We start from the raw sequence: 22,378 nt of genomic DNA, 5'->3' as shown, positions 1-22,378 counted from the left end.
CGCTATCAAGAAATATGACCTCCACCACCGTGCGCCGTAGCCCCTTGCACCGCGCCTCCTCGCCGGCTCCCGCGCTGGCGGGTGTGGTCGCGGTAGGGGCGGCGCTGGCTGCGGGCGAGCTGGCCGCGGTTCCGGTCTCGCCGGACGCGTCGCCGTATTTCGCCGTGGGCTCGTCGGTCGTCGACCATTCACCCGAGGCGGTCCGCAAGTGGGCCATCGAGACGTTCGGTGTCGCCGACAAGCTCGCCCTGTTCATCGGCATGGGCATCCTCATCGCGGTACTCGCCGCAGCGTGCGGATACCTCGAACGACGACGACCCCCGCTCGGCTCGGTGATCATCGGAGCCTTCGGGTTGGTCGGCGTGCTGGCGGCGTTGAACCGCCCGGATGCCGACTGGACGAACGCGCTGCCGTCGATCGTCGCGGGGGTCGTCGGCGTCGTCGTGCTCCGCGTGCTGATCACCCAGTTGGGTCCCGCGTCGGTCGATACCGATGAGGTGGACGGACACTCGGCCGACGACGAGCCGAAAGCGGCTGCGCGGTCCGACTTCACGCGCCGCTTCGTGCTCACCGCCGGCGGCATCGCGGCTGCCGCGGTCGTTGTCGGGGTCGTGGCCCGGCGGGTGCTCGCCGACACCGCGGGCGTCGTCGCCGACCGCGCCCGGGTGCTGCTGCCGCGTGCCGCAAGCCAGGCGCCGCCGATCCCGGCCGGTGCCGAGCTCGAGGTCTCGGGCGCAACACCTTTCATGACCAGCAACGCCGACTTCTATCGAATCGACACGGCGCTGCAGGTCCCTACCCTCACCACCGGTGAATGGCGACTGCGGATCCACGGCGACGTGGATCGCGAGGTGACGCTGTCCTGGGACGACCTGCTCGCCATGCCGATGACCGAACGGATCGTGACGCTCGCGTGCGTGTCGAACGAGGTCGGTGGCGACCTCGTCGGCAATGCGACATGGCTGGGGGTGCCGATGCGTGAGGTCCTCGACCTCGCCGGCGTCCGGCCGGGCTCGGACATGCTGCTGTCCACCAGCGTCGACGGATGGACCTGTGGCACTCCGATCTCGGCGCTCACCGACGGGCGTGACGCGCTCCTCGCCGTCGGGATGAACGGTTCGCCGCTTCCCCTCGAACACGGCTACCCGGTCCGCCAGGTGGTGCCGGGGTTGTACGGGTACGTCTCGGCAACGAAATGGGTTGTCGACTGGGAGATCACGCGCTTCTCGGAGGCCAAGGCGTACTGGACGACGCGCGGATGGTCGGCCCTCGGCCCGATCAAGATGGCGTCGCGGTTCGACCGTCCGGCCGACGGCACCGAGCATCCGGCCGGCGAGGTCGTGGTCGCCGGCACCGCATGGGCCCAGCACACGGGCATCGAACGCGTGGAGGTCCGTGTCGATCAGGGGCCGTGGCAACCCGCCGAGCTGACCACGGAGTACAGCATCGACACCTGGCGACAGTGGAAGTTCGTCTGGCAGGCGACGAAGGGCAATCACACCCTCGAATGCCGGGCGATCGATCAGAAGGGGATGCCCCAGATCGAGCGTTATCAGGCGCCGGCACCGGATGGCGCCAGCGGATTGGACGACCGCACCTACACCATCGTCTGAGGCAACGCGCCGAGGCCGCGCGACCGCGTCACGCGGGCGGTGCGAAGAACTCGAGCGCGATGTTGTCGGGGTCGCGGAACGACAACCCGGAACCGTAGTGCGCGTGCCGGATTCCGCTGTGCGGGATACCCGCGGCGTCGAGCCGATCCTGCCAGGTCCGGAGTTCGTCCTGGGTACAGGAGAACCCCACGTGATCGAGTCCGACGGCCCGCTCGTCGAACCGCTGATCGGCGGCGTTTCCGGTGTGGGCGTGAAGACCGAACAGCATCACGCTCGGCTCTGTAAGTCATGATGCGCCGTGAGCGGACGGAAGACTGCCGAACTCCGAGGTTGACGAACGCGCTTCTCGCCGGAACGGGCGACAGTGTCTGGTGACGCCCCGAGACAGTGTTCGTGCCGCACCCCCGCGAGGACGACACCTGTACAGACAACTGTCCAGAAACGACCAAAAGCGCAGCGTCAAGGGTTGAGTGAGGTATCCGACTCACCTGAGCTGCCGCTGAGAACGCATGTTATGTTCAACGCACCTTTATGTGAGCCGGGAGACAGTCATCCCTTGTCGAACCCGTGCACCTCGTGACCTGCGTCAGGTCGTCCGTTCCGCCGACACACATGGCGGAGCTGCACGATCTGGAAGCAGGTCACCTCGTTGACAAGACGCGCCGAGCACAGGCGCCAACCAACGGTGCTGCGACGAGCGGCGCCGACCAGACAGGGTGAGATAGATGACAGTGGGTGTCGTGCGCGAGACGGCCGAGGGGGAGCGCCGGGTGGCGCTGGTCCCGAAGGTCGTCGCCGCGCTGGTGGGCAAGGGTGTGCCCGTCGTGGTGGAGTCGGGGGCCGGTCTCGGCGCCCTGATCCCCGACGAGGCGTACACCGAAGCCGGTGCCACGATCGGCGATCCGTACGGATCGGATGTGGTTCTGCGGGTGTCGCCGCCGTCGGATTCGGAGATCGGCAAGCTGCGGAGCGGACAGAAGCTGATCGGCTTCCTCGCGCCGCGCAATGCCGACAATCAGATCGGCACCCTGCGCGATGCCGGCGTGGAGGCTTACGCGGTGGAGGCCATCCCGCGTATCTCCCGCGCCCAGGTGATGGATGCGTTGAGCTCGCAGGCCAACGTCGCGGGCTACAAGTCGGTCGTGGTGGCGGCGGATGTCTCGACGCGCTTCTTCCCGATGCTGACGACCGCCGCCGGAACGGTGAAGCCGGCCACGGTGCTGGTCCTGGGTGTGGGTGTCGCGGGACTGCAGGCGTTGGCCACGGCCAAGCGGCTCGGTGCGCGGACCACCGGCTACGACGTGCGTCCCGAGGTCGCCGAGCAGGTCCGATCGGTCGGCGCCCAATGGCTCGACCTGGGTATCGACGCGGCCGGTGAGGGCGGGTACGCCCGTGAGCTGACCGAGTCCGAGCGCGCGCAGCAGCAACAGGCGCTCGAAGACGCGATCAAGGGTTTCGACGTGGTGATCACCACCGCGCTCGTGCCGGGGCGTCCGGCGCCGCGGCTCGTGACCGCCGCTGCGGTCGAGGGCATGAAGCCGGGCAGCGTGGTCATCGACCTCGCCGGGGAGACCGGCGGCAACTGCGAGTTGACCGAGCCGGGTCAGACCGTCGTCAAGCACGACGTGACGATCGCCGCCCCGCTGAATCTGCCGGCGACGATGCCCGAGCACGCCAGCGAGCTGTACTCGAAGAACCTGCTGGCGCTCATCGAGCTGATGCTCGACGACAACGGTTCCATCACACCGGATTTCGACGACGAGGTCATTGCGGCCGCGTGCGTCACCCGTGACAAGCCCGGCGCCGGGAACGAAGTGAGCGGGCCGAAAGACGGCCAGCAGGAGGTGAAGGCCTGATGTATGCCGGACTTCTCGCGAACCTCGCGATCCTGGTGCTCGCCGGGTTCGTCGGCTTCGCCGTCATCTCCAAGGTCCCCAACACCCTGCACACCCCGTTGATGTCGGGCACCAACGCCATTCACGGCATCGTCGTGCTCGGCGCGCTGGTGGTCCTGGGCAAGTTGCCCGCCGACGCCGGGTGGGGTGTGCGCATCATCGCCTTCGTCGCGCTGGTGTTCGGCACGCTCAACGTGATCGGTGGCTTCGCGGTCACCGACCGCATGCTGGGCATGTTCAAGGGTAAGAAGGAGGCGGCCAAATGAACGGCTCCCCAGAAACATCTATGTCACAGCTGGTACTCGCGGCGGGTGCGCACACCCCGAGCGAGGGCGTCGCCTACCTGGTGACCGCGCTCTACATCGTCTCGTTCTCCCTGTTCATCTACGGCCTGATGGGTCTGACCGGACCCAAGACCGCGGTGCGCGGCAACTGGATCGCCGCGGTGGGTATGGGTCTGGCCGTCGCCGCGACGCTGCTCTACGTCTGGAACGAAGGGGCTGTCGGTTCCGATGGGCACTCGACCGAGGGCGTGCCCACGATCAACTGGGTGCTCATCGTCGTCGGTCTGGTTCTCGGTGTGGCTCTGGGTATCCCGCCTGCCCTGAAGACCAAGATGACGGCCATGCCGCAGCTGGTCGCGCTGTTCAACGGCGTCGGTGGTGGCACCGTGGCGCTCATCGCCTGGGCCGAGTTCATCGAGACCTCCGGGTTCTCGACCTTCCACAACGTCGAACCGGCCTCGCCGCTGGTGATCGGCTCGCTGATCGCCGCGATCATCGGTTCGGTCTCGTTCTGGGGATCGCTGGTGGCGTTCGCGAAGCTGCAGGAGATCATGCCGAAGGGGTTGGAGAAGACCTTCGTCTCCAATGCCAAGCTGTTCCAGGCCGCCAACATCGTGTTGCTCATCGTCGCACTGGGATTGGCGATCTACCTCGGCATCGATGCTTCCAACGGCGGCGGCGCGAGTGTCTGGTGGATGGTCGCCGTGCTGGTGGCCGCCGGTGTGATGGGTCTGTTCGTGGTGTTCCCCATCGGTGGCGCGGACATGCCGGTGGTCATCTCGCTGCTCAACGCGATGACGGGTCTGTCGGCTGCGGCCGCGGGTATCGCGCTGGACAACACCGCGCTGATCGTCGCCGGCATGATCGTCGGCGCCTCGGGTTCGATCCTGACCAACCTGATGGCCAAGGCCATGAACCGGTCGATCCCGGCCATCGTGTTCGGCTCGTTCGGCGGCGGCGATGCCGCTGCCGTGGGCGGCCCCGGTGCCGAAGGCGGCACGGTCAAGGCGACCTCGGCCGCCGACGCCGCGATCCAGATGGCGTATGCCAACCAGGTCATCGTCGTCCCCGGGTACGGTCTGGCCGTGGCGCAGGCCCAGCATGCGGTCAAGGAGATGGCAAAGCTGCTGGAGGCCAAGGGCGTCGAGGTCAAGTACGCCATCCACCCGGTCGCCGGTCGCATGCCCGGTCACATGAACGTGCTGCTCGCGGAGGCCGACGTCGAATACGACTCGATGAAGGAGATGGACGACATCAACGGCGAATTCAGCCGGACCGACGTCGCCATCGTCATCGGGGCCAACGACGTCACCAACCCCGCGGCCCGCAATGATCCGAGCTCGCCGATCCACGGCATGCCGATCCTCAACGTCGACGAGGCGCGATCGACCATCGTGCTCAAGCGGTCGATGAGTTCGGGTTACGCCGGCATCGAGAACCCGCTGTTCTTCGCCGACGGCACCAGCATGCTCTTCGGCGACGCCAAGAAGAGCGTCGACAGCGTGATCGAGGAACTCAAGGCCCTCTAGCGTCTTCGCGTCCTCCCGAGGCCCCGGCAACCGTCCTGGTTGCCGGGGCCTCGTCGTTTGCGCTCCTCGCGCCTCGGGGGACCAGTGGTCGCGGTGTCCGGTCGTGATCGAGCAGGAATCGAGAAGCCGTGGGGCCGGCCGGCGCCGTACTGTCAGCGCATCACCTGATCTCATCGGAGGAAGTCATGTCCTTGTCCCTGCGGTCCCTCTCGCTCTGGTACCAGCGAAAGACCAACGAGCGCACCGTCGCCCGCATCCGGAAGAAGTCCGGATCGATGTGGGGGATGGAGATGCTCATCCTGCGCACGACCGGCAGGCGCTCTGGTCTCGTGCGTGAGACACCGCTGAGCTGGTTCGCCGACGGTGACGGCTGGCTGGTCGTCGCATCGGGTGGTGGCGACCGGAACCCGGACTGGTTCGCCAACCTGACGGCCCATCCCGATGGCGTGTCGGTCGAGCGCCACGGGGAGGAGCCGGTGGCCGTGCGGCCGGTCGTACTCGACGCCGCCGAGCGCGCAGCAGCGTGGGATCGGGTGGTCGAGGCGCAGCCGCGATACGCCAAGTATCAGAAGAAGGCAACGCGCGAGTATCCGCTTGTGAGGCTGGTTGCCTCCCAGTAGTGATCTTCGGGCCTAGATCGAGGCCGCCCGGAGCATCGAGAATGATGACGCGGGTGAGTAGCGTGCCCCGCCACTTCGTGTTCCGCGGAACACTCTTGACCTCGGGTTGAGGCCCGCGGGATTGTCGGTGCCGGGCGATATCTTGTTGCTGTACTTCTCGTTTGTTTCAGGGGGTTGCGGTGGGGGCCAGTGCTTTTCGTTCGGGTGGGGATGTTGCATCGATGTTCGACGGAGCGCATCCGGAGTCGCTGTCTGATGAGGTGCTCGAGGGTAGGGTGCTGGGGTATGCGGCGCAGATCACGGCGTTAACAGCGGATTTCCTTGAACTGGTGGCGGAGTTGGATGGGCGGGAGTCGTGGCGGGGGCCGGGGATTCATTCGCTGGCGCACTGGTTGTCGTGGAAGGCCGGGATTGCTCCGCGAACGGCGCATGAGCATGTGAGGGTCGCGAAGGCGATCCGAGGATTGCCGTTGATCGGCAACGCTTTTGGCGAAGGTCGGCTCTCGTATTCGAAGGTCCGCGCCCTGACGCGGGTGGCCACGCCTGAACGTGAGCAGGAGTTGGTGAATCTGGCGTTGTCGTGCACGGCGAGTCAGTTGGATCGGGCGGTACGGGCGATGGGCCAGATCGACCGTGACCGTGGCGTCGAAGACGAAAGCCGGCCGCCGGTGGAGTCGACGGGTCGGTGGAAGTGGAACAGTGACGGGTCGTTGTCGGTGTCGTTGCGGTTGAGTCCGTTGGATGGGGCGCGGTTCCTGGCTGGGACGGTGCGGGCGGAGTATGAACGCACCCGCACCTGCGATGACCCGGATCTACCGACCGTGCAGAGTGTTCCGCGGAACACTGAATCGGGTTCGGTTGTCGAGGATTCGGTGGTGGAGTCGGAGGTGGTTCCGTCGCGGCGTCGGGATTTGTGGCGGCAGGTGCCGTCGAATGTGGCGCCGGCGGTGGTGGCGATGGCGGACATGGTGCATGACGGGATCGCGATGCCTGATCTTGCGCCGGGTGCGGAGATCCTCATTCATGCCGGTGCGGAGGTGGAATCCGCTCATCTCGACGACGGTCCGGCGTTGTCGGAGGTCGAAGTGGCCGAAGCCCGGTGTGGTGCGTCGACGCGGGATGTGGTGAGCCGCGGGGTGCCCGGGCAGCCGGGGAAGTTGGCGTTGTTGGGTGTGGGTCGTCGGAAGCGGGCGCCGAACAAGGCGTTGGTGCGGGCGTTGTTCGTGCGGGATCGGTGTTGTCAGATGCCGGGGTGTGGGCGTACGCGTCATCTGCATGCCCATCATGTGCGGTTCTGGTCGGCGGGTGGGCGGACGGATCCGGACAATCTGATCTTGTTGTGTGGGTCGTGTCATCGGTCGTTGCATCGAGGTGAGTTCTCCATCACCGCGCACGGTTCGCAACGGTTCAGTTTTCACGGTCCGGACGGTGTCGAGATCGTGGCAGCCTCGCCGACCTCGAAGCCGGTGGGCTGGGTGCCCGATTCCCGCATCAGTGCAACGGCGACGGTGCCGGTCGGTGGCGGGCGGATGGACTTGGGGTACACCACCGAGGTGCTCTACGCCGTGTGGGAATGGAAGGAACGCAACTCTTCTCGCGTCGATCTCGACAGATCGGCGGCGTAGGCGTCGATCGTCGGACACTCACGAGAATGCGCCCTCGAGGATGTGCAGGCCGGTTCGGCGATGAGTTCCGGCGAGCAGGCGTGTCTATCCCTGCACAACACACTCGCACGAGCCGCCAGGAGAACATCATGAACAGGAACAGCATCACCGAGGACACCGCCGCCCCGACGACCGCGAACCCCGCATCCGACGAGGCGCCGCCGGCCCGCCGGAACTGGCGCCGCACAACGGGAATCGTGATCAGCGTTCTGGTCGGCGCATTCCTCGCGTTCGACGTCGCAGGCAAGCTGGCCCGTCCGCAGGCGGTGATCGACGGAACGCGGGAGCTCGGCTTTCCCGCCGACCAGGCCATCGTGATGGGGGTCGTGTTGCTCGTGTGCCTGGTCGTCTACGCGATCCCGCGCACCGCCGTGCTCGGCGCGGTGGGGATCACGGCCTACCTCGGTGGCGCGGTCACGGCGAACATGCGGATCGAGGCACCGCTGTTCGACACGATCCTGTTCGCGGTCTACCTCGGCGTATTCATGTGGATCGGGTTGGTCCTGCGACGCCCGGAGCTGCTCAAGGTGGCCGGCCTGAAGCGCTGAGCTACGCCCGGCCGCAAGAGACTCCGCACCCGTTACCGATCTGGGATCGGACGGGTGCGGGGTCGTTGTGCATATCTCGTACTGTTACGCGAGTGACTGGTGTGACCAGAGTGAAGCGCAGGAAGCTGGCGGCTGCTGCGACGATCGCGGTCGCCGCGCTCGGTGGCGTGGCGGTCGGGACGTTGCCGGCGCAGGATGCGTCGGTGGTGACGACCGCGTCCGCGATCGACCCGGCCGGCCTGTACAACGACGCGCAGTCGAAGTTCGCCGGGGGCGACGTCACCGGCGGCCTGGAGCTCCTCCAGCAGGTACTGGCGGTGGCGCCGGCCGACTCCGATGCGCTTGCACTGCAGGCGGTCTGGGCGGACCAGGTCGAGGATGTCGTGGCCGGCCGCTCGGCGCCGGGAGCGCAGCGAGCGGGCCAGGTCCAGTCGGCACTCAACCGACTGTCGATGATGAATCCGGCACTGGCGACGACAGCACGCAACATCATCTCCGGTGTCGCGACCGCGGCGCAGATCGTGCCGAGTACCACGCCCCGACCGGTGTCCGGCCGCGTGGCCATCGTCGTCCTCGGGTACGGGTTGAATGCGAACGGGAAGATGGCGCCGGAGCTCGTGAACCGGGTGTCGGCGGCCAAGGCGCAATCGGAGCTGACGACCGGTGCTCCGGTCGTGGTGACCGGCGGGGTGCCGAAGAAGGGTGTCACCGAAGCGGCCGCGATGCGAACGTGGCTCGTGGACAACGGTGTCAGCGCGAGCCGCATTCTCACCGAGGACAAGTCGGGGTCGACCGTGGCCAATGCACAGAACACCGCCGAGATCCTGCGGGCGCAGGGCATTCGCGACATCGTGCTGATCACGTCGCCCAACCACATCCGGCGCGGGGCGGCGGACTTCGGGGCCATGGGGCTGCGTGTCGTCGGGTCGCTCACCACCGCAACGGAACTCGAGAAGTACCAGACCCCGCTGGCAAAGGCGCAGCAGACCGGCATCAGGCTGGAGGCGACCCGGACCGCCCGTATCCCGGCCACCCACGAGCCGGGGCTGCTGCCGCAGAACCTCCCGGAGACCGGCCCCGGCCTCATCCCGGAGATCGGCGGCAAGATCCTCCAGGAGCTCCTGAAGGCCGGTTCGTCGGCCTGACGCCTGATCGCGCCGGGTGTCACCCTGAACGGACCGCGGCGTGAACGGCGGCCTGCACGCCGTGCCCGGCGCTCGTGATCGGTTCGACCGACCGCAGCGTGCGGCACAGTACGAAGGCGCCTTCGAGGGCGGTGAGAGTGATCAGCGCCAGCCGACGAGCCTCCGACTCCGTGATGTCGAGCTGACCGAACCAGGCGGCGAGACCGGCCAGCCAGCTCTCGAAGACGTCGGCGGCCTCGAGGCGGAGGCGCTCGTTGGTGCTCGCGACTTCCAGCGCGATGGTCTCGATGGAACACGCCTCGCCGTAATCCTGGGCGTCGAGCAACTTTCCCGCGTTCTCGAACAGTGACGGGATACCGGAGAGAGGGTCGGTGGCGGCCAGTTGCTCGCCGACGAACTCGCCGTACCGGAGCCCCTCGCGCCGGATGACCTCGACGCTGATCGCCTCCTTGCCGCCGGGGAAGTGATGGTAGATCGATCCGAAAGGCGCCTGCGCCGCCGCCGAGATCTGTTTGAGTCCGGTGGCCGGCATTCCCTGACGGCGATACAACTCCGCGGTGGCCTCCAGGATCCGGTCGCGAGTCGTGGGGTCTGCTGCCATGACGTCTCCTCCTTGCGCATCGTGCCGTGACAGCTTATCTTCCTTCTAAGTAGAACGATCTATCTAGGAGGTGGAACGTGCCGATCGTCGACGTTCCGTCCGGGCCCATCGCCTACGAGGACACCGGGGGTGACGGACCGGTCGTGGTGTTCGGCCATGGTCTGCTGATGGACGGCAGGCAGTGGCGCAAGGTGATTCCGCTCCTGGCCGGCTTCCGGTGCATCACTCCGACGCTTCCGATGGGTGCGCACACGCAGCCGATGAACGATGACGCCGACCTCACCGAGACGGGAATGGCGGGCATCCTCGCCGACTTCCTCGACGCGCTCGGCCTCGACGACGTGACGCTCGTGCTGAACGATTGGGGCGGCGGACAGTTCGCGATCGCCCAAGGTCGGGACAAGCGCATCGGCAAACTGATGCTGGTCTCGTGCACCGCCTTCGACAACTATCCGCCTGCGCCCGCGCGTCCGGCGGCGCTGTTGTGCCGGGTACCGGGCGGCGGATGGATTCTCACCAGGATGCTGGGCACGCGGTTCTTCCGGCACAGCACGCGCGCATACGGGGCTCTGACGAAGTCGGGCATACCGGATTCGCTCTTCGACGAGTGGTTCCGGCCGGCCGTGGAGAACGCGGCGATCCGGCGCGATCTGGTGAAGTTCGCGGTCGGCGCCCCCTCTCGCCGCCGCCTGCTCGAATTGTCGGACACGCTCGCACGATTCGACCGGCCGGTACTCGTGGTCTGGGCCAGGGAAGACCGGATGATGCCGCTGGAGCATGCCGATCGGCTCGTCGACCTGTTTCCCGATGCGTCGAAGGTCGTCGTCGACGACTCGTGGACGCTGATCCCCGAGGATCAGCCGGAGACGATGGCCGATCTGGTGCGCGGGTTCGCGGGGTGATGACGCGCCGGCACGTCGCGGCCGCCGGGGGTCAGAACATCACCGACCGGAAGTGGGTGACGAACCGCTCCTCGTCATAGAGGTGGAACGCGATACCCGGCGGCTGACCGCGATTCACCACTTCGCGTCCTTCGAACGGGAGGTTCAGTGTCGACGACACGCCCGGTGCGACGCAGAGCGGACGGTCGGCGAATGTGGTCACCGCCGGGGTGTGCGCGTGTCCGCACAGGAACGCGACGATGTTCGGGTGTTCTCCGACCAGGTCGGCGAGGCGGCCCTCGTCACGCTGCCGGATGGAGTCCATGAAGGGCATGAGCAGGTCGACCGGCGGATGGTGAAAAGCGATGAACACCGGGGTGTCCGCGGTCGTGGCGTCGAGTCGCTCCGACAGCCAGGCGATCGTCGCGTCGTCGAGACGGCCGTCGTTGCGTCCCGGTATCGAACTGTCGCACATCAGGAAGAGCACGTCGGAGCCGTCGCGTCCGCGCACCGTCCGCGCGTGATTGATCGGGCCGGAGGTCTCGGTGCCGATGAGAGCCGCGCTGAACGGCTCGCGGACGTCGTGGTTGCCGGCGGTGATGAGCATCGGCAGCGGACTCTCGAGTACCCCGTGGGCCTCGCGGTACTCGCTGGCCGCACCCTCGTCGGCGATGTCACCGGTGACCAGCAGGACGTCGATGCCGGCGGCACGAGCATTGATGTAGCCCAGTGCCGCCTGGATGCGGGCCCGATTGAACCGCGTCCCGTTGAAATGCAGGTCGCTGATGTGGGCGACAACGAACACGAAGAGCTCCTGTCACGGTTCTGACTCCCACGAGGCTAACCGCACGCACAGTCCGACGACGCATCGCCTCGGGGCCGGGAGGCGCAACGCACTTCCGTGCCGTCGCTGTGGTTCAGCCCGCTCCCACTCGTCGACGCGGGTAACGTACGGCGATCCGGGAACGACATCGAAAGTGATCGCCGACCTGCCAACCCCCGACCCGGCAGGTCGGCGATTCACTCTCTCCGGCAGGTGACGAAGTCCGGTGCGGTGGGCGCCGCGTCCGTTGATTCCCGCGCCTCTACCAGGTGGTATCCCGAGCCGGTTGCATTCTTCCTTCGTCGCGCGCACACTTGCGCACGACAACTAGTTGCACAGCGCAACTAATTGCAAAGGGAAAGTAAAGAGGGAATCCGGAGGTGGCGACGATGCCGGTTCTCGATCAGCAGGCGATCGACGACCTGTTCGAGACCTTGCTGCGGTTTGTACGCATCCGTGAACGGGCGGTCCACACCACCTTCCGAACACGAGACGGCGAGTTCGAGGCGGCGGCGTTCAAGGCGCTGTTCCCTCTGGCCCGACGGTCGATGCGATCCCGCGAACTCGCCGAGGCGATGAACGCCGATCCGTCGACGGTGAGTCGCCATGTGGCTCTACTGGTGGACCACGAACTGATCCGTCGAGAGGCGGACCCCGACGACGGACGTGCCACCCTCCTCGTCATCACCGATGCGGGCCGGGACCGCGTCCTGGCGATGCGCGAGATGCGGCGATCCGCGATGGCCGGCGTCATGGCGGACTGGACCGACGATGAACTCCACACCCTGGTAGGGCTTCTCGGTCGGTTCGTCGACGCTGCCGACTCGGCCCTCAACCCGGCGTGCTCAGCCCGCAAGCCGGACGCGGACGCGTGAAACCCGTGAAAGGACGACAATGACAGACTCCTCGGCGACCCCCGAAACGGTCGTCCCCGAAACGGTGGCCCACGAAGAGGTCGCCGGGGCCGGACTGACCCATCGCCAGATCCTGACCATCCTGGCCGGACTCATGATGGGCATGTTCCTGGCTGCTCTCGACCAGACCATCGTGTCGACCGCGATCCGGACCATCGCCGACGACCTGCAGGGTTACGACATGCAGGCGTGGGTGACCACGGCCTACCTCGTCACCGCGACGATCGTGACGCCCCTGTACGGCAAGCTGTCCGACCTCTACGGTCGCAAACCGTTCTTCCTGCTGGCGATCTCGATCTTCATCGTCGGTTCGTTGCTGTGCACGATCGCCACGTCGATGTACGAGCTGGCCGCGTTCCGCGCATTCCAGGGACTCGGTGCGGGCGGTCTGATGACCCTCGCGCTGACCACGATCGGCGACATCGTGCCGCCCCGCGAACGCGCCAAGTATCAGGGTTACTTTCTTGCCGTGTTCGGCACCTCGAGTGTCCTCGGCCCGGTCCTCGGCGGTCTGTTCGCCGGTCAGGAGACCATCCTCTGGGTGTCGGGCTGGCGCTGGGTGTTCCTCGTGAACGTGCCGATCGGGCTCGTCGCACTGTTCGTCGTCTACAAGGTGCTCAACTACGACCAGCAGAAGGGCGTCGGTGGGCGCACCGACTACTGGGGCGCGACAGCGCTGGCCGTCGCGGTGGCGCCGCTGCTCATCGTCGCCGAACAGGGCCGCGAGTGGGGCTGGAGCTCCGGGCTGGCGATTCTGTGCTACGGCATCGGCGTCGTCGGTATCGCGGCGTTCATCTGGATCGAGCACACGATGGGCGACGACGCGCTGATCCCGTTGCGGGTGTTCAAGAACGTGGTCTTCAGTCAGGGCATCGTCGTCTCGGTCATCATCGGTGCCGTCATGTTCGGCGGAATCTCCATGCTGCCGCAGTACTTCCAGGTCCTCCGCGGATCGAGCCCGATGATCGCCGGTCTCCAGATGCTGCCCATGGTGCTCGGACTCATGACCGGTTCGATCCTGTCGGGCCAGCTGATCTCCCGCACCGGTCGGTACAAGATCTTCACGATCATCGGCGCGGTGCTGATCACCACCGGCACCTTCCTGCTACACCTGGTCGGTACCGAGACCCCGGTCTATCTCGTCATGCTGATGGCGGCGTTGCTCGGCTTCGGCCTCGGCAATCTGATGCAGCCGATCACTCTTGCGATGCAGAACATCCTGCCGCCCAAGGACATGGGGCTCTCGACCGGCACCGCCACCTTCTTCCGCCAGATCGGCGGAACGCTCGGTGTCGCGGTCTTCTTCTCACTGCTGTTCTCGTTCATGGGGCCGAACATCAAGGACGAGATGGTGTCGGCGGCCGCGCAGCCCGAGTACCGGGCGGCGGTCGTGGAGGCCGCGCAGAGTTCCGACCCGCAGGTCAGCGCATTCGGACAGTCGCTCATCGCGGCCGCTCAGAACCCCGGCGCCGCAACGGGATCGTCGGACAGCGTCATGAGCGACACCTCGATCATCGAGAAGCTGCCGACCGAGCTCGCCCAGCCCATCAAGGAGGGCTTCGCCGATTCCATGGACCGGGTGTTCCTGGCGGTGTCGATCATCTCGTTGCTGGCAATCATCGGCACGGTCACCTGGAAGGAGCTCCCGCTGCGCCAGGGACGGCCGATCGGTGCACCGGAGTCGACGCCTGCCTCGTGAGGAGATCGGTCGCCGGCATCTCGATCGTCGTTGCGGGCCTCTGCTATTCGTCGTGGGTGATGGAGTTCGCGTGGGCGGATTCGCTGGACCCGATGCGCAGCTTCCTCAGCGAGCTCGACGCCGCGAATCGTCCCCACCGGGACATCTACGTGGTCGGGGACGTCACCACCGGGATCTGCGCATTGGTCGCGGCACTGCTGTTGCTCGTCCCGCACCGGACCATTCGGGGTCGGACGGCGACCACCGCCGTTCTCGCCCTGGCGGTTTTCGGCGCGGCGACCATCGCCGACGCCCTGCTCCCGATCGAGTGCATTCCGGGAGTCGACGCCGGGTGCCCGCGCGAGCCGAGCGGGCTGCTCCCGCAACTGCACCACATCCATGCGCTGACCAGTACGGTCGCGGTGTTCGCCATCTTCACGGTGATGGTCGCCGCCGGCGTCTCGGCGCTGCGCACCACCTCCTCCGGGGGCACCGTCTGGCCGGTCCTCCGGCGGATCGGGAATGCGGTGTTCGTCGTCGTCGCGCTCGCCACGGTGTGGATGCTGGTCGCCGACAACCTGTCCGGCGACTTCCGGCTCGGACTCGCCCAGCGCATCCAGGTCGGCGGTATGAGCGTGTGGTTGATGCTCTGGGGGTGGGCGGTGCTCAGCTCGCGCGACGGGGGACGATCGACGGATCGCCACACGCCGATTGCCCACCGAGCCGTTCCAGCGGATGGAAGTGGGGGCCGGTGAGCGACACGCGATATCGGTCGCGGCGATAGTCTGTCGTCGACGGCGAGAGAATCGGGTGGTGTATGGCGGTTCGGGACGGGCATCCGGCCGGTGATGCCGCTTCGGCGCTGCGCATCTCGGTGCTGGGCCCCATCTCCTGCGAACTCGATTCCGAAGTGGTCGATCTCGGCCCGCGTCGACAACGTGCCGTCCTGGCCCGGCTCGTGGCCGGTCGCGGACGGGTGGTGTCCACGGATCGGTTGATCGACGACCTCTGGAACGGCGAACCACCGCCCAAGGCCCTGGCGGGCCTCCAGGTGCAGGTGTCCAACCTGCGACGCGTCATCGAACCGTCCCGCCCACCCCGCGCTCCGGCCACCGTGCTGGTCAGCGAACAGCCGGGATACGCACTACGGCTCCCACGATCGGGTGTCGACGTCTGGGAGTTCGAGGCCCTCGTCACCGTCGGCGACGCCGAGGATCCCGCGTCGAGACTCGACGAACTGGACGGCGCGTTGCGGATGTGGCGCGGAGATCCCTATGGCGCATGTTCGGCCGAGAGCTGGGCACAGCCCGAAGTCGTCCGCCTGCAGGACGTGCGTCGGTCGGCGGTCGAGCAATGGGCATCACTGGCGGTCGACCACGGACGTGCGGCGGAGGTCGCGCAGGTGCTGGCAGCGGAGTGCGACGACCAACCGGCCCGCGAAGAGTACTTCCGACTGCTCTCGCTGGCTCAGTACCGACTGGGACGGCAGGCGGACGCCCTGGCGACGCTGCGTCGGCTGCGGTCATATCTCGCCGACGAACTCGGAGTGGATCCCGGACCGCCGATCCAGCAACTCGAACGCGACATCCTCCAGCAGGCGCCCACTCTGACGGCACCGGTGGCGCCGGCCGTGCCGGAACCGCCGAAACCGCCGAGCGTGCTGCCCGTCTCCGCGGCGGTGGGTCGTCGCGAACCCGCCGGACGGGAGCACGAACTCGCGACCCTCCTCGGTCATGCCGAGAACGCGGTGAGCGCATCCGGTCTGCGAGTGGTGTGGCTCAGCGCGGAGGCCGGCGGGGGCAAGAGCACGTGTGCGGACTCTCTCGTCGCCCGTCTCGGCGCCACCGGGTGGGGCGGGGCGATCGGACACTGCCCCGAGGTCGACGGTGCCCCGACAGCCTGGGCATGGCGAGAAATTCTGCAGCAGATCGGAACTCGCGGGGAACCGACATCGGTCGAGACGCTGGACAGTTCGTTCGACATCGCCCGGCGGGTGATGGAAGCCTGCGGTTCACAAGCCGGGGCGCGAGGCATCGTTCTCGTCCTCGACGACGCACACCGCGCCGACGGCGCCACGCTCCAGGTACTTCGACAACTGGTGACCTGGATGGCCCGGTCCCCGGTACTCGTGCTGGTCACGTACCGGGCGTCGGAAGCCGGTGTCGACCTGCTGGCGACCACGGCATCCCTCGCCGCGGTGACTGCCGACCACATCGAGTTGAAGGGTCTGTCGGACAACGGTATCCGCGAGCTCGCGGCGTCGGTGGGACTGGAATCCGTGGACACCCCACTGCTCGAGCTGTTGCGCACGAGGACCGACGGCAACCCGCTGTTCGTGCGCGAACTCGCCAAGCTGGTCGCATCTCGCGGGTTCTCGGCTGCTGCCGCCGCGATCCCCCGTGGCGTCACCAGCGTGCTGATGCAGCGGATCGAACGGCTTCCCGCCGAGGTGGCGACCGTCTTGCGTCTCGCCGCGCTCTTCGGGCGCAGCGCACCCATCGACGGCGTACTCACGTTGTGGAACAGGAATACCGACGAATCCGCCGAGGAACTCGTCCTCGACGCGATCGACACGGCCGTCGCCGCCGGACTGTTGACCGCTGACGTCGACACGGTCCACTTCAACCACGTTCTCGTGCGAGACGCCGTGTACGACAGCATCCCCACGCTGCGAAAGCGTCGATCGCACTGGCAGATCGTGAAGTATCTCGAACAGACCCGGGGCGTCAACCCGGACGAGCTGGCGCACCACGCGGCGCTCGGCGCCGTCCCGGACACGATCGAGCGCGCGCTCGAGTTGGTGACCGTCGCGGCCTCGGCGAGGTTCGCCACCGAATTCACGGCGGACTCGGCAGACCTGTGGCGCTCCGCAGTACGTCTGCACGAGATGGCCGGACACGCCGCGTCGGCCGCCGACGAGGCCGGCCGGTCTGCGTTCGTCCTCGCGTTGACGCACCTGGTGACGGCACTGGCGTTCCGCGGCGACGACACCGCTGAGGCCCGTGCACGCCGCGGTCAGGCCCTCGCGGTCGCGCGAGAGCTGAATGACGACGACCTGGTGATGTCCGCGCTCACGTGCTGGCGGGCGCCGGTCATCTGGACGACGCGCCGCCAACGGATCGCCGACACGGACTTGATCGCGGCGATGACGGTCGCGCTGGGTCGCGCCACGGGTGCGGACCGCGTGTACCTGTTGGTGTCACTGGTCTTCGAAATCGAAGGCATCGATGACCGTCGCGCCATCGAACTCGCCGCGCAGGCCGTGGCAGCCGCAGCCGACCACGAGGACCCCGAGGTCCGTTGCGCGGCCTGGAATGCGCGTGTGTACACCGCGCTGGGTCCTGACCTCAGCGCGCAGCTCCCGGAATTCGCCGACGAGTTCGACCGTGTGGCAGGTGAATCCGGAGTGCTCGCCTATCAGGCTGCCGCGCACTTCTTCTCATTTCTCGCGCGTGCGGCGCGGGTGGATCTCCCCGGCGCCGTCGCGCAGGTACAACAGGGCCTGCGGTCGGCCTCGAGTGGGCGTGCCGGTGAACTCGTCGTCGTCTTGTCGGCGTTCTCGGCGGTACTGGAGGTGCTGGGCGGCGACATCGACCAGGCGGAGCGTGAGTACCGCGACCTCACCGCCCGGCTACAGGCCGCCGGCGCGGTGAACTCGGCAGAGATCGGTCTGGTCGGCGAGATGGTGATCGGCTGGTTCCGCGGCTCGCTCGCTCATCTCACCGGACCTCTCGCCGCGATCGACGAGGTGGCTCCGAAGATGATCTCCTGGGTGTACGTCGTCGCACTGCTGGACGCCGGTCAGCCCGATCAGGCGCGTCGCGTCGCTCGCGCCGCGCCGCCGATCAGCCGCGATTTCTACTGGACCGCGATGTCGGTCTTCCACGCGCGCGCCCTCGTCCGGCTCGAGATGACCGAAGCCGCTCGCGTGTTGTACACCGAACTGCGGCCGTGGTCGGGGACCGTTGCCGGCCTGAACTCGGGATCTGTCGCATTCGGCCCCATGGACGTGGTGCTCGCCGAACTCGCCGATCTCCTCGGCGACACGGACGCGGCGGCTGCCCACCGTCGTACGGCCGAGGAGGTGCAGGCCACCGTACGAGCCGGCCTCATCGAGCTGGGCCGGCGATGAGGGCCTCCCGCTTGTCGAAGCTGCGAACGAGCAGGGCGAGCATGGCCCGGATGACCGGACCCGCCTCGCTCTTCATCTTCGCCAGCTCCCGCTCATCTGCATGCCGCATCATCCTCGGGACCTCGAATCTCATGCTCGCGCCGGCCCGGGCCGCTTTCTCCACCCGATCCCAATCGGCCACGCTCACATAGCGATCGACGATCGGGAACACGACTCGCTCCTCGTCGGCGATGTGCTCGCCGAGCAGCTGGTGAACGTCGTCGAGTGTCGCCGCCAGGTCGGTCGCAGCCACGCCGAGGCGGTCGGGTTTCGCGGCTGAGAACGCGGCGATGCGCGCCTGCAGTGTCGCGAGAAACGCCTCGAGTTGGGTGTGATCGTCTTCCAGGTCATGGACGTCGACGGCGGCACCGGCGGATGCGGTGAGGATGGGCCACACCACCTCGTCCTCGATGGTGTGGTGATGATGGATGGACGCGCACAGCTGATCGAGATAGCCCGCGATGGCGTCGCGACGACGACCATCACACGGCTCACCACCGCCGATCCGGCCGAGGATCTCGGCGAAGCGGCGTGTGTCGTGGAGCATGCCCCGGTGGGCGATCTTCATGCCGGTGAGATCGGGTGTGCTGGACGCGGTGGTGTCGGTGCGGGAGGTGGGGCGGCTGGTCACGGGTGGCTCCTGAAGGCTCGCGGTGGCTGACTACGGCCACTGTGCGCCGCCCGACTTACATGCGACTTGTAGTCGCCTTGCGGGATCGCGACGATTCCCACGAGGACACGGTCGGACCGCCACCACCCGGAGCGGGACCGACTCACCCCGACAGCGTCCGCCGGAACAGGCCTTCGAGTTCGGCGAAGTGATGTTCGGCGGCCTCGTGGTGATACGCCGCCAGGTCGGACATCGTATAACCGTGTGGTGCATCGGGATAGACGGTCGCCGAGTGGGCAATACCCCCGGCGGTCAGCGCGTGCTCGAACTGGGCCACCGCCGTGGCGGGTAGCGATCGGTCCTTGTCGGCGTGGATCGCGAGGACGAAGGCATCGATGCCGAGGAGATGCAGATGCGGGCTGTCGTGGTCGTCGGTGACGAGCCCGCCGGTGTGGAACATGCCGACCGCGGCCACGTCGTCGGGCCGGGCGGCGGCGATGGTGAGCGCGAACCGACCGCCCATGCAGTACCCGGTGACACCCACCGGGCCGGGCGCGACATTCGGCAGGGCCTGTAGCGCATCGAGATAGGCGACGAGATCGGGGCGTACCGCGTCAGGCGTGAGTGTCCTGGCCCGCGGCATCGCGGATCGAAAGAACGCGGCCCGCGCTTCGGGCAGCAGGAGATCTTCGGTCGGTGCCCATTCCGTGGCGGAACCGTACCGATGGAACAGGTGCGGAACCAGGACGACGTATCCCCACGACGCGATGCGGTCGGCCATGGCCTCGATCCGTGGCCGCAGCCCGATCATGTCGGTGAAGAACAGGACACCCGGCAGTGGAGAGTTAGATGGCCGCGAATCCGGCCGTGTCACATAGGCTTCGGTGTCGCCCTCGGCGGCGGCGATGGTGATCGTCTCACCGGTCATGGGTGTCGCTCCTGTTCTCGATTCGGTTGCGGCCGCTCGTCGGCGCTCAGAGATCGCCGGGCAACTTGTCCCGCCGGATCCCCCGCCAGCTGGGATGCCGCAGATGCCCGGCCGTCGTCCAGTCCATGAACCGGACCTCGCCGACGATCTTGGGCAGCACCCATACCGCGCTCGATTCGACGGGCCGGTCGAGCTTGTCGAGGAACGGGGACCGCGAGATCTCCAGCGGGCCGAGTTCCTCGGCGAGCGAACGCAGCTGCGCGTCGGTGAAGCCGGTGCCGACGCGGCCGACGTAGCGTAATCCGGTCTCCTCGGGCAGACCGATCAGCAACGAGCCGATGGTGTGGGAGCGGTTGCCGCGCCCCGGTCGGTACCCGCCGACGACGACCTCGATGTCGCTCCAGTTCTTGTGTTTCAGCCACGTCGTCGACCGTCGCCCCTGCTGGTACACGGAGTTGCGACGTTTGGCGACAACGCCTTCCAGATTGTGTTCGCGGCTGTACTCGACGGCGGCCGAACCCGGACCGGGAAGCAGCGGCGGAACCTCGACGAAGGCTGAGTTGCGGAACGCGGGTGCCAGTTCCTCGAGCAGTTCACGGCGGACCGACCACGGTTTGCGCAGTAACGACGAGCCGTTGAGGAACAGGATGTCGAACAGGTGCAACCGGAGCGAGTACGGCTCGTCGGTGTGCCGGCGCGAGGTCAGCAAGGTGAAGTTGGTGCGCCCGGAGGAGTCGATGGCGACGACCTCCCCGTCGAGCACGACGTCCATGAGGCCGAGATCGTCGGCGAGGCCGGCGAGTTCGGGAAAGTCGGCGGTCATGTCGATACCCGATCGCGAGGTGAGCCGGAACTCGCCGCCGACGGAACGGATGAGGAGGCGGTAGCCGTCCCACTTGCCCTCGAAGGCCCAGTCGCGGCCGTTGAGCCCGTCGATGGACTCGTCGGTCGCCAGCATCGGGCGGGGATCGGTGAGGCTGTCGGGGACGATCGGCCGGGGCTCGTCGCTCATGAGATGGGCGAGCCAGTTCTTCTCGCCGGTCCGGATCAGGGCGTAGCGACCCTGGACGCGCTCGCCATGGAGGCGGACGATGACCTCTTTGTCGCGCCACTTCTCGAGCTCGAATGTGCCCTTGTCCCAGATCGATACGTGACCACCGCCGTACTCGCCCGCCGGGATGTCGCCTTCGAAGTCGGCGTAGTCCATCGGGTGGTCCTCGGTCTGCACCGCGAGCCGGTTCTGGTCGGGGTCGGTGGGCAGGTTCTTGGGCACGGCCCACGACACCAGGACCCCGTCGTGTTCGAGCCGGAAGTCGTAGTGCAACCGCCGGGCATGGTGTTCCTGGATCACGAAGATCGGTGCCCGGTCCGTTGCGGTGCCGGCGGATTCCGGCTCCTCCGATGCATTCTCGGATTCGATGCGCTGCCGATGCACGTCGTCCCCGAAGGGCTCGGGCGTCTTCGACTGGTCGCGCTTGCGCCGGTACTCCTTCAGGTTGATGACCTGACCCGCTGCCGGCTCGACGGCGGATTCCGGCTCATCCCCGTCGGTGCCACCGTAGGGGTCGTCGAGGCCGTCGAGGAGATCACCGAATTCTTCCACGCGCTCCAGCACCTCGGTGTAGAGCAGTTGGGAGAGCCCGGGATCCTCCATCTCCTCCCAGGTGCGCGGCGCGGCCACCCAGGGCTGCTCGCGTCCGCGCATCGAGTACGGAGCGAGGGTGGTCTTGGCGGCGGTGTTCTGGCTCCAATCGATGAAGACCTTGTCGTCGCGCAGCGATTTCGACATCTTGGCGGTGATGAAATCACCGTGCTGACGCGCGAACTCGTTGGCAACCTCCTGTGCCACCTTGCGCGCCGCGTCCGACGTCACGGGTTTCGGGAGCCGCGCGTAGAGGTGGATACCCTTGCCGCCGCTGGTCACCGGGTACGTCGTCGCCCCGCCGAGCCAGTTGCGGATCTCGCACGCCACCTCCGCGGTCCGGTGCAGCGGCACCCGCGGGCCGGGGTCGAGGTCGAAGACGATGCGGTTCGCCATGGGAGCGCCGTCGGGTCCCATCGGAAGCCGCCACTGCGGAGTGTGGATCTCCAGCACCGCCATCTGAGCGAGCCAGACGAGCGTGGCGCGATCGTCGGCCATCGCATAGGAGATGACCCGCTCGCTGTGCTGGATGCCGTGGCGTCGAATCCAGTCCGGTGCGCTGTCGGGCACGTTCTTCTCGAAGAACGGGGTCGACTCGACGCCGTTGGGCCACCGTTTGCGGGTGATGAGGCGGCCTCGCACGTGGGGAAGGAGGACGTCGGCGATGCGCGAGTAGTAGTCGATGACCTCGAACTTTCGGGTCCCCGCCGCCGGATAGAGCACCTTCGAGAGATTGGTGATCGAGATCCGCCGACCGTCGACCTCCAGTGTCTCGCCGCCTGCCATGCCGTCCATTGTCCACAAGGTCGGCCGAGAACGTCTCGCTGCTTGC

18 protein-coding genes and 1 pseudogene are annotated in these 22,378 nt (G+C 67.2%); 13 read left to right on the top strand and 6 right to left on the bottom strand.

Going from position 1 to position 22,378, the window contains the following annotated elements:
* The first annotated feature begins 14 nt into the window (after positions 1-14).
* On the top strand, positions 15-1,613 hold the full coding sequence (locus MHN80_RS14170) for a molybdopterin-dependent oxidoreductase (RefSeq protein ID WP_239402370.1): 1,599 nt from the start codon (positions 15-17) through the stop codon (positions 1,611-1,613).
* A gap of 28 nt (positions 1,614-1,641) precedes the next feature.
* Here MHN80_RS14170 and MHN80_RS14165 read toward each other — a convergent pair.
* Positions 1,642-1,878 (bottom strand): annotated as a pseudogene (locus tag MHN80_RS14165) (VOC family protein); the annotation flags it as partial.
* A gap of 460 nt (positions 1,879-2,338) precedes the next feature.
* Here MHN80_RS14165 and MHN80_RS14160 point away from each other — a divergent pair.
* The 7 genes from MHN80_RS14160 (at position 2,339) to MHN80_RS14130 (ending at position 9,298) form a co-directional block, all read left to right on the top strand.
* Positions 2,339-3,469 carry a Re/Si-specific NAD(P)(+) transhydrogenase subunit alpha gene (locus tag MHN80_RS14160; protein ID WP_239402369.1) on the top strand — a complete coding sequence of 377 codons (1,131 nt, stop codon included), beginning with the start codon at positions 2,339-2,341 and terminating at the stop codon, positions 3,467-3,469.
* The gene (locus MHN80_RS14155; protein WP_004020381.1) at positions 3,469-3,774 is read left to right on the top strand and encodes an NAD(P) transhydrogenase subunit alpha; all 306 of its coding nucleotides are present in this window, start codon (positions 3,469-3,471) and stop codon (positions 3,772-3,774) included. Before MHN80_RS14160 ends, MHN80_RS14155 begins: the two co-directional genes overlap by 1 nt.
* A gap of 20 nt (positions 3,775-3,794) precedes the next feature.
* On the top strand, positions 3,795-5,321 hold the full coding sequence (locus tag MHN80_RS14150) for an NAD(P)(+) transhydrogenase (Re/Si-specific) subunit beta (RefSeq protein WP_239402368.1): 1,527 nt from the start codon (positions 3,795-3,797) through the stop codon (positions 5,319-5,321).
* 185 nt (positions 5,322-5,506) lie between these two features.
* The gene (locus MHN80_RS14145; RefSeq protein WP_239402367.1) at positions 5,507-5,941 is read left to right on the top strand and encodes a nitroreductase family deazaflavin-dependent oxidoreductase; all 435 of its coding nucleotides are present in this window, start codon (positions 5,507-5,509) and stop codon (positions 5,939-5,941) included.
* A gap of 221 nt (positions 5,942-6,162) precedes the next feature.
* Positions 6,163-7,566, top strand: coding sequence for an HNH endonuclease signature motif containing protein (locus MHN80_RS14140; RefSeq protein ID WP_239402366.1), 1,404 nt, complete (start codon positions 6,163-6,165; stop codon positions 7,564-7,566).
* 128 nt (positions 7,567-7,694) lie between these two features.
* Positions 7,695-8,153 (top strand): DoxX family protein, encoded by a 459-nt coding sequence (locus MHN80_RS14135; protein ID WP_239402365.1) that lies wholly within the window; start codon positions 7,695-7,697, stop codon positions 8,151-8,153.
* A gap of 101 nt (positions 8,154-8,254) precedes the next feature.
* Entirely contained in the window at positions 8,255-9,298 is a 1,044-nt protein-coding gene (locus MHN80_RS14130) for a YdcF family protein (RefSeq protein WP_239402477.1), read from the top strand.
* Between the two features lie 19 nt (positions 9,299-9,317).
* On the opposite strand, the gene MHN80_RS14125 is transcribed toward MHN80_RS14130, so the two are convergent.
* Complete coding sequence (locus MHN80_RS14125) at positions 9,318-9,899, bottom strand: TetR/AcrR family transcriptional regulator (protein ID WP_004020373.1); 582 nt, start codon at positions 9,897-9,899, stop codon at positions 9,318-9,320.
* Positions 9,900-9,976: 77 nt separating this feature from the next.
* On the opposite strand from MHN80_RS14125, the gene MHN80_RS14120 reads away from it, so the two are divergent.
* Positions 9,977-10,801: an alpha/beta fold hydrolase gene (locus tag MHN80_RS14120; RefSeq protein ID WP_239402364.1), complete on the top strand. Its 825-nt coding sequence runs from the start codon at positions 9,977-9,979 to the stop codon at positions 10,799-10,801.
* Between the two features lie 31 nt (positions 10,802-10,832).
* Here the strand turns inward: MHN80_RS14120 and MHN80_RS14115 are convergent, their stop codons facing one another.
* Positions 10,833-11,585, bottom strand: a complete 753-nt coding sequence (locus MHN80_RS14115) for a metallophosphoesterase (protein ID WP_004020371.1) — start codon at positions 11,583-11,585, stop codon at positions 10,833-10,835.
* A 407-nt stretch (positions 11,586-11,992) separates the two neighbouring features.
* Between MHN80_RS14115 and MHN80_RS14110 the strand changes: the two genes are divergently transcribed.
* The 4 genes from MHN80_RS14110 (at position 11,993) to MHN80_RS14095 (ending at position 18,327) form a co-directional block, all read left to right on the top strand.
* The gene (locus tag MHN80_RS14110; RefSeq protein WP_004020370.1) at positions 11,993-12,478 is read left to right on the top strand and encodes a MarR family winged helix-turn-helix transcriptional regulator; all 486 of its coding nucleotides are present in this window, start codon (positions 11,993-11,995) and stop codon (positions 12,476-12,478) included.
* Between the two features lie 19 nt (positions 12,479-12,497).
* The gene (locus MHN80_RS14105; RefSeq protein WP_239402363.1) at positions 12,498-14,216 is read left to right on the top strand and encodes an MDR family MFS transporter; all 1,719 of its coding nucleotides are present in this window, start codon (positions 12,498-12,500) and stop codon (positions 14,214-14,216) included.
* Positions 14,213-14,950, top strand: a complete 738-nt coding sequence (locus MHN80_RS14100; RefSeq protein WP_239402362.1) for a DUF998 domain-containing protein — start codon at positions 14,213-14,215, stop codon at positions 14,948-14,950. Before MHN80_RS14105 ends, MHN80_RS14100 begins: the two co-directional genes overlap by 4 nt.
* A 62-nt stretch (positions 14,951-15,012) precedes the next feature.
* Positions 15,013-18,327, top strand: a complete 3,315-nt coding sequence (locus tag MHN80_RS14095) for a BTAD domain-containing putative transcriptional regulator (RefSeq protein WP_239402361.1) — start codon at positions 15,013-15,015, stop codon at positions 18,325-18,327.
* Here the strand turns inward: MHN80_RS14095 and MHN80_RS14090 are convergent.
* The 3 genes from MHN80_RS14090 to MHN80_RS14080 form a co-directional block, all read right to left on the bottom strand.
* Positions 18,305-18,997 carry a hemerythrin domain-containing protein gene (locus tag MHN80_RS14090; RefSeq protein ID WP_239402360.1) on the bottom strand — a complete coding sequence of 231 codons (693 nt, stop codon included), beginning with the start codon at positions 18,995-18,997 and terminating at the stop codon, positions 18,305-18,307. The genes MHN80_RS14095 and MHN80_RS14090 overlap by 23 nt on opposite strands.
* Positions 18,998-19,139: 142 nt before the next feature.
* A complete protein-coding gene (locus MHN80_RS14085; RefSeq protein WP_239402359.1) occupies positions 19,140-19,904 on the bottom strand; it encodes a dienelactone hydrolase family protein in 765 nt (254 codons plus the stop codon).
* 46 nt (positions 19,905-19,950) lie between these two features.
* The gene (locus MHN80_RS14080) at positions 19,951-22,332 is read right to left on the bottom strand and encodes an ATP-dependent DNA ligase (RefSeq protein WP_239402358.1); all 2,382 of its coding nucleotides are present in this window, start codon (positions 22,330-22,332) and stop codon (positions 19,951-19,953) included.
* Positions 22,333-22,378: the final 46 nt, after the last annotated feature.

This window comes from Gordonia sp. McavH-238-E (genome assembly GCF_022348225.1).
GTDB classification, from domain to species: domain Bacteria; phylum Actinomycetota; class Actinomycetes; order Mycobacteriales; family Mycobacteriaceae; genus Gordonia; species Gordonia terrae.
The sequence above is the reverse complement of the archived record's forward strand: the minus strand, read 5'-3'. Positions and strand labels throughout refer to the sequence as shown.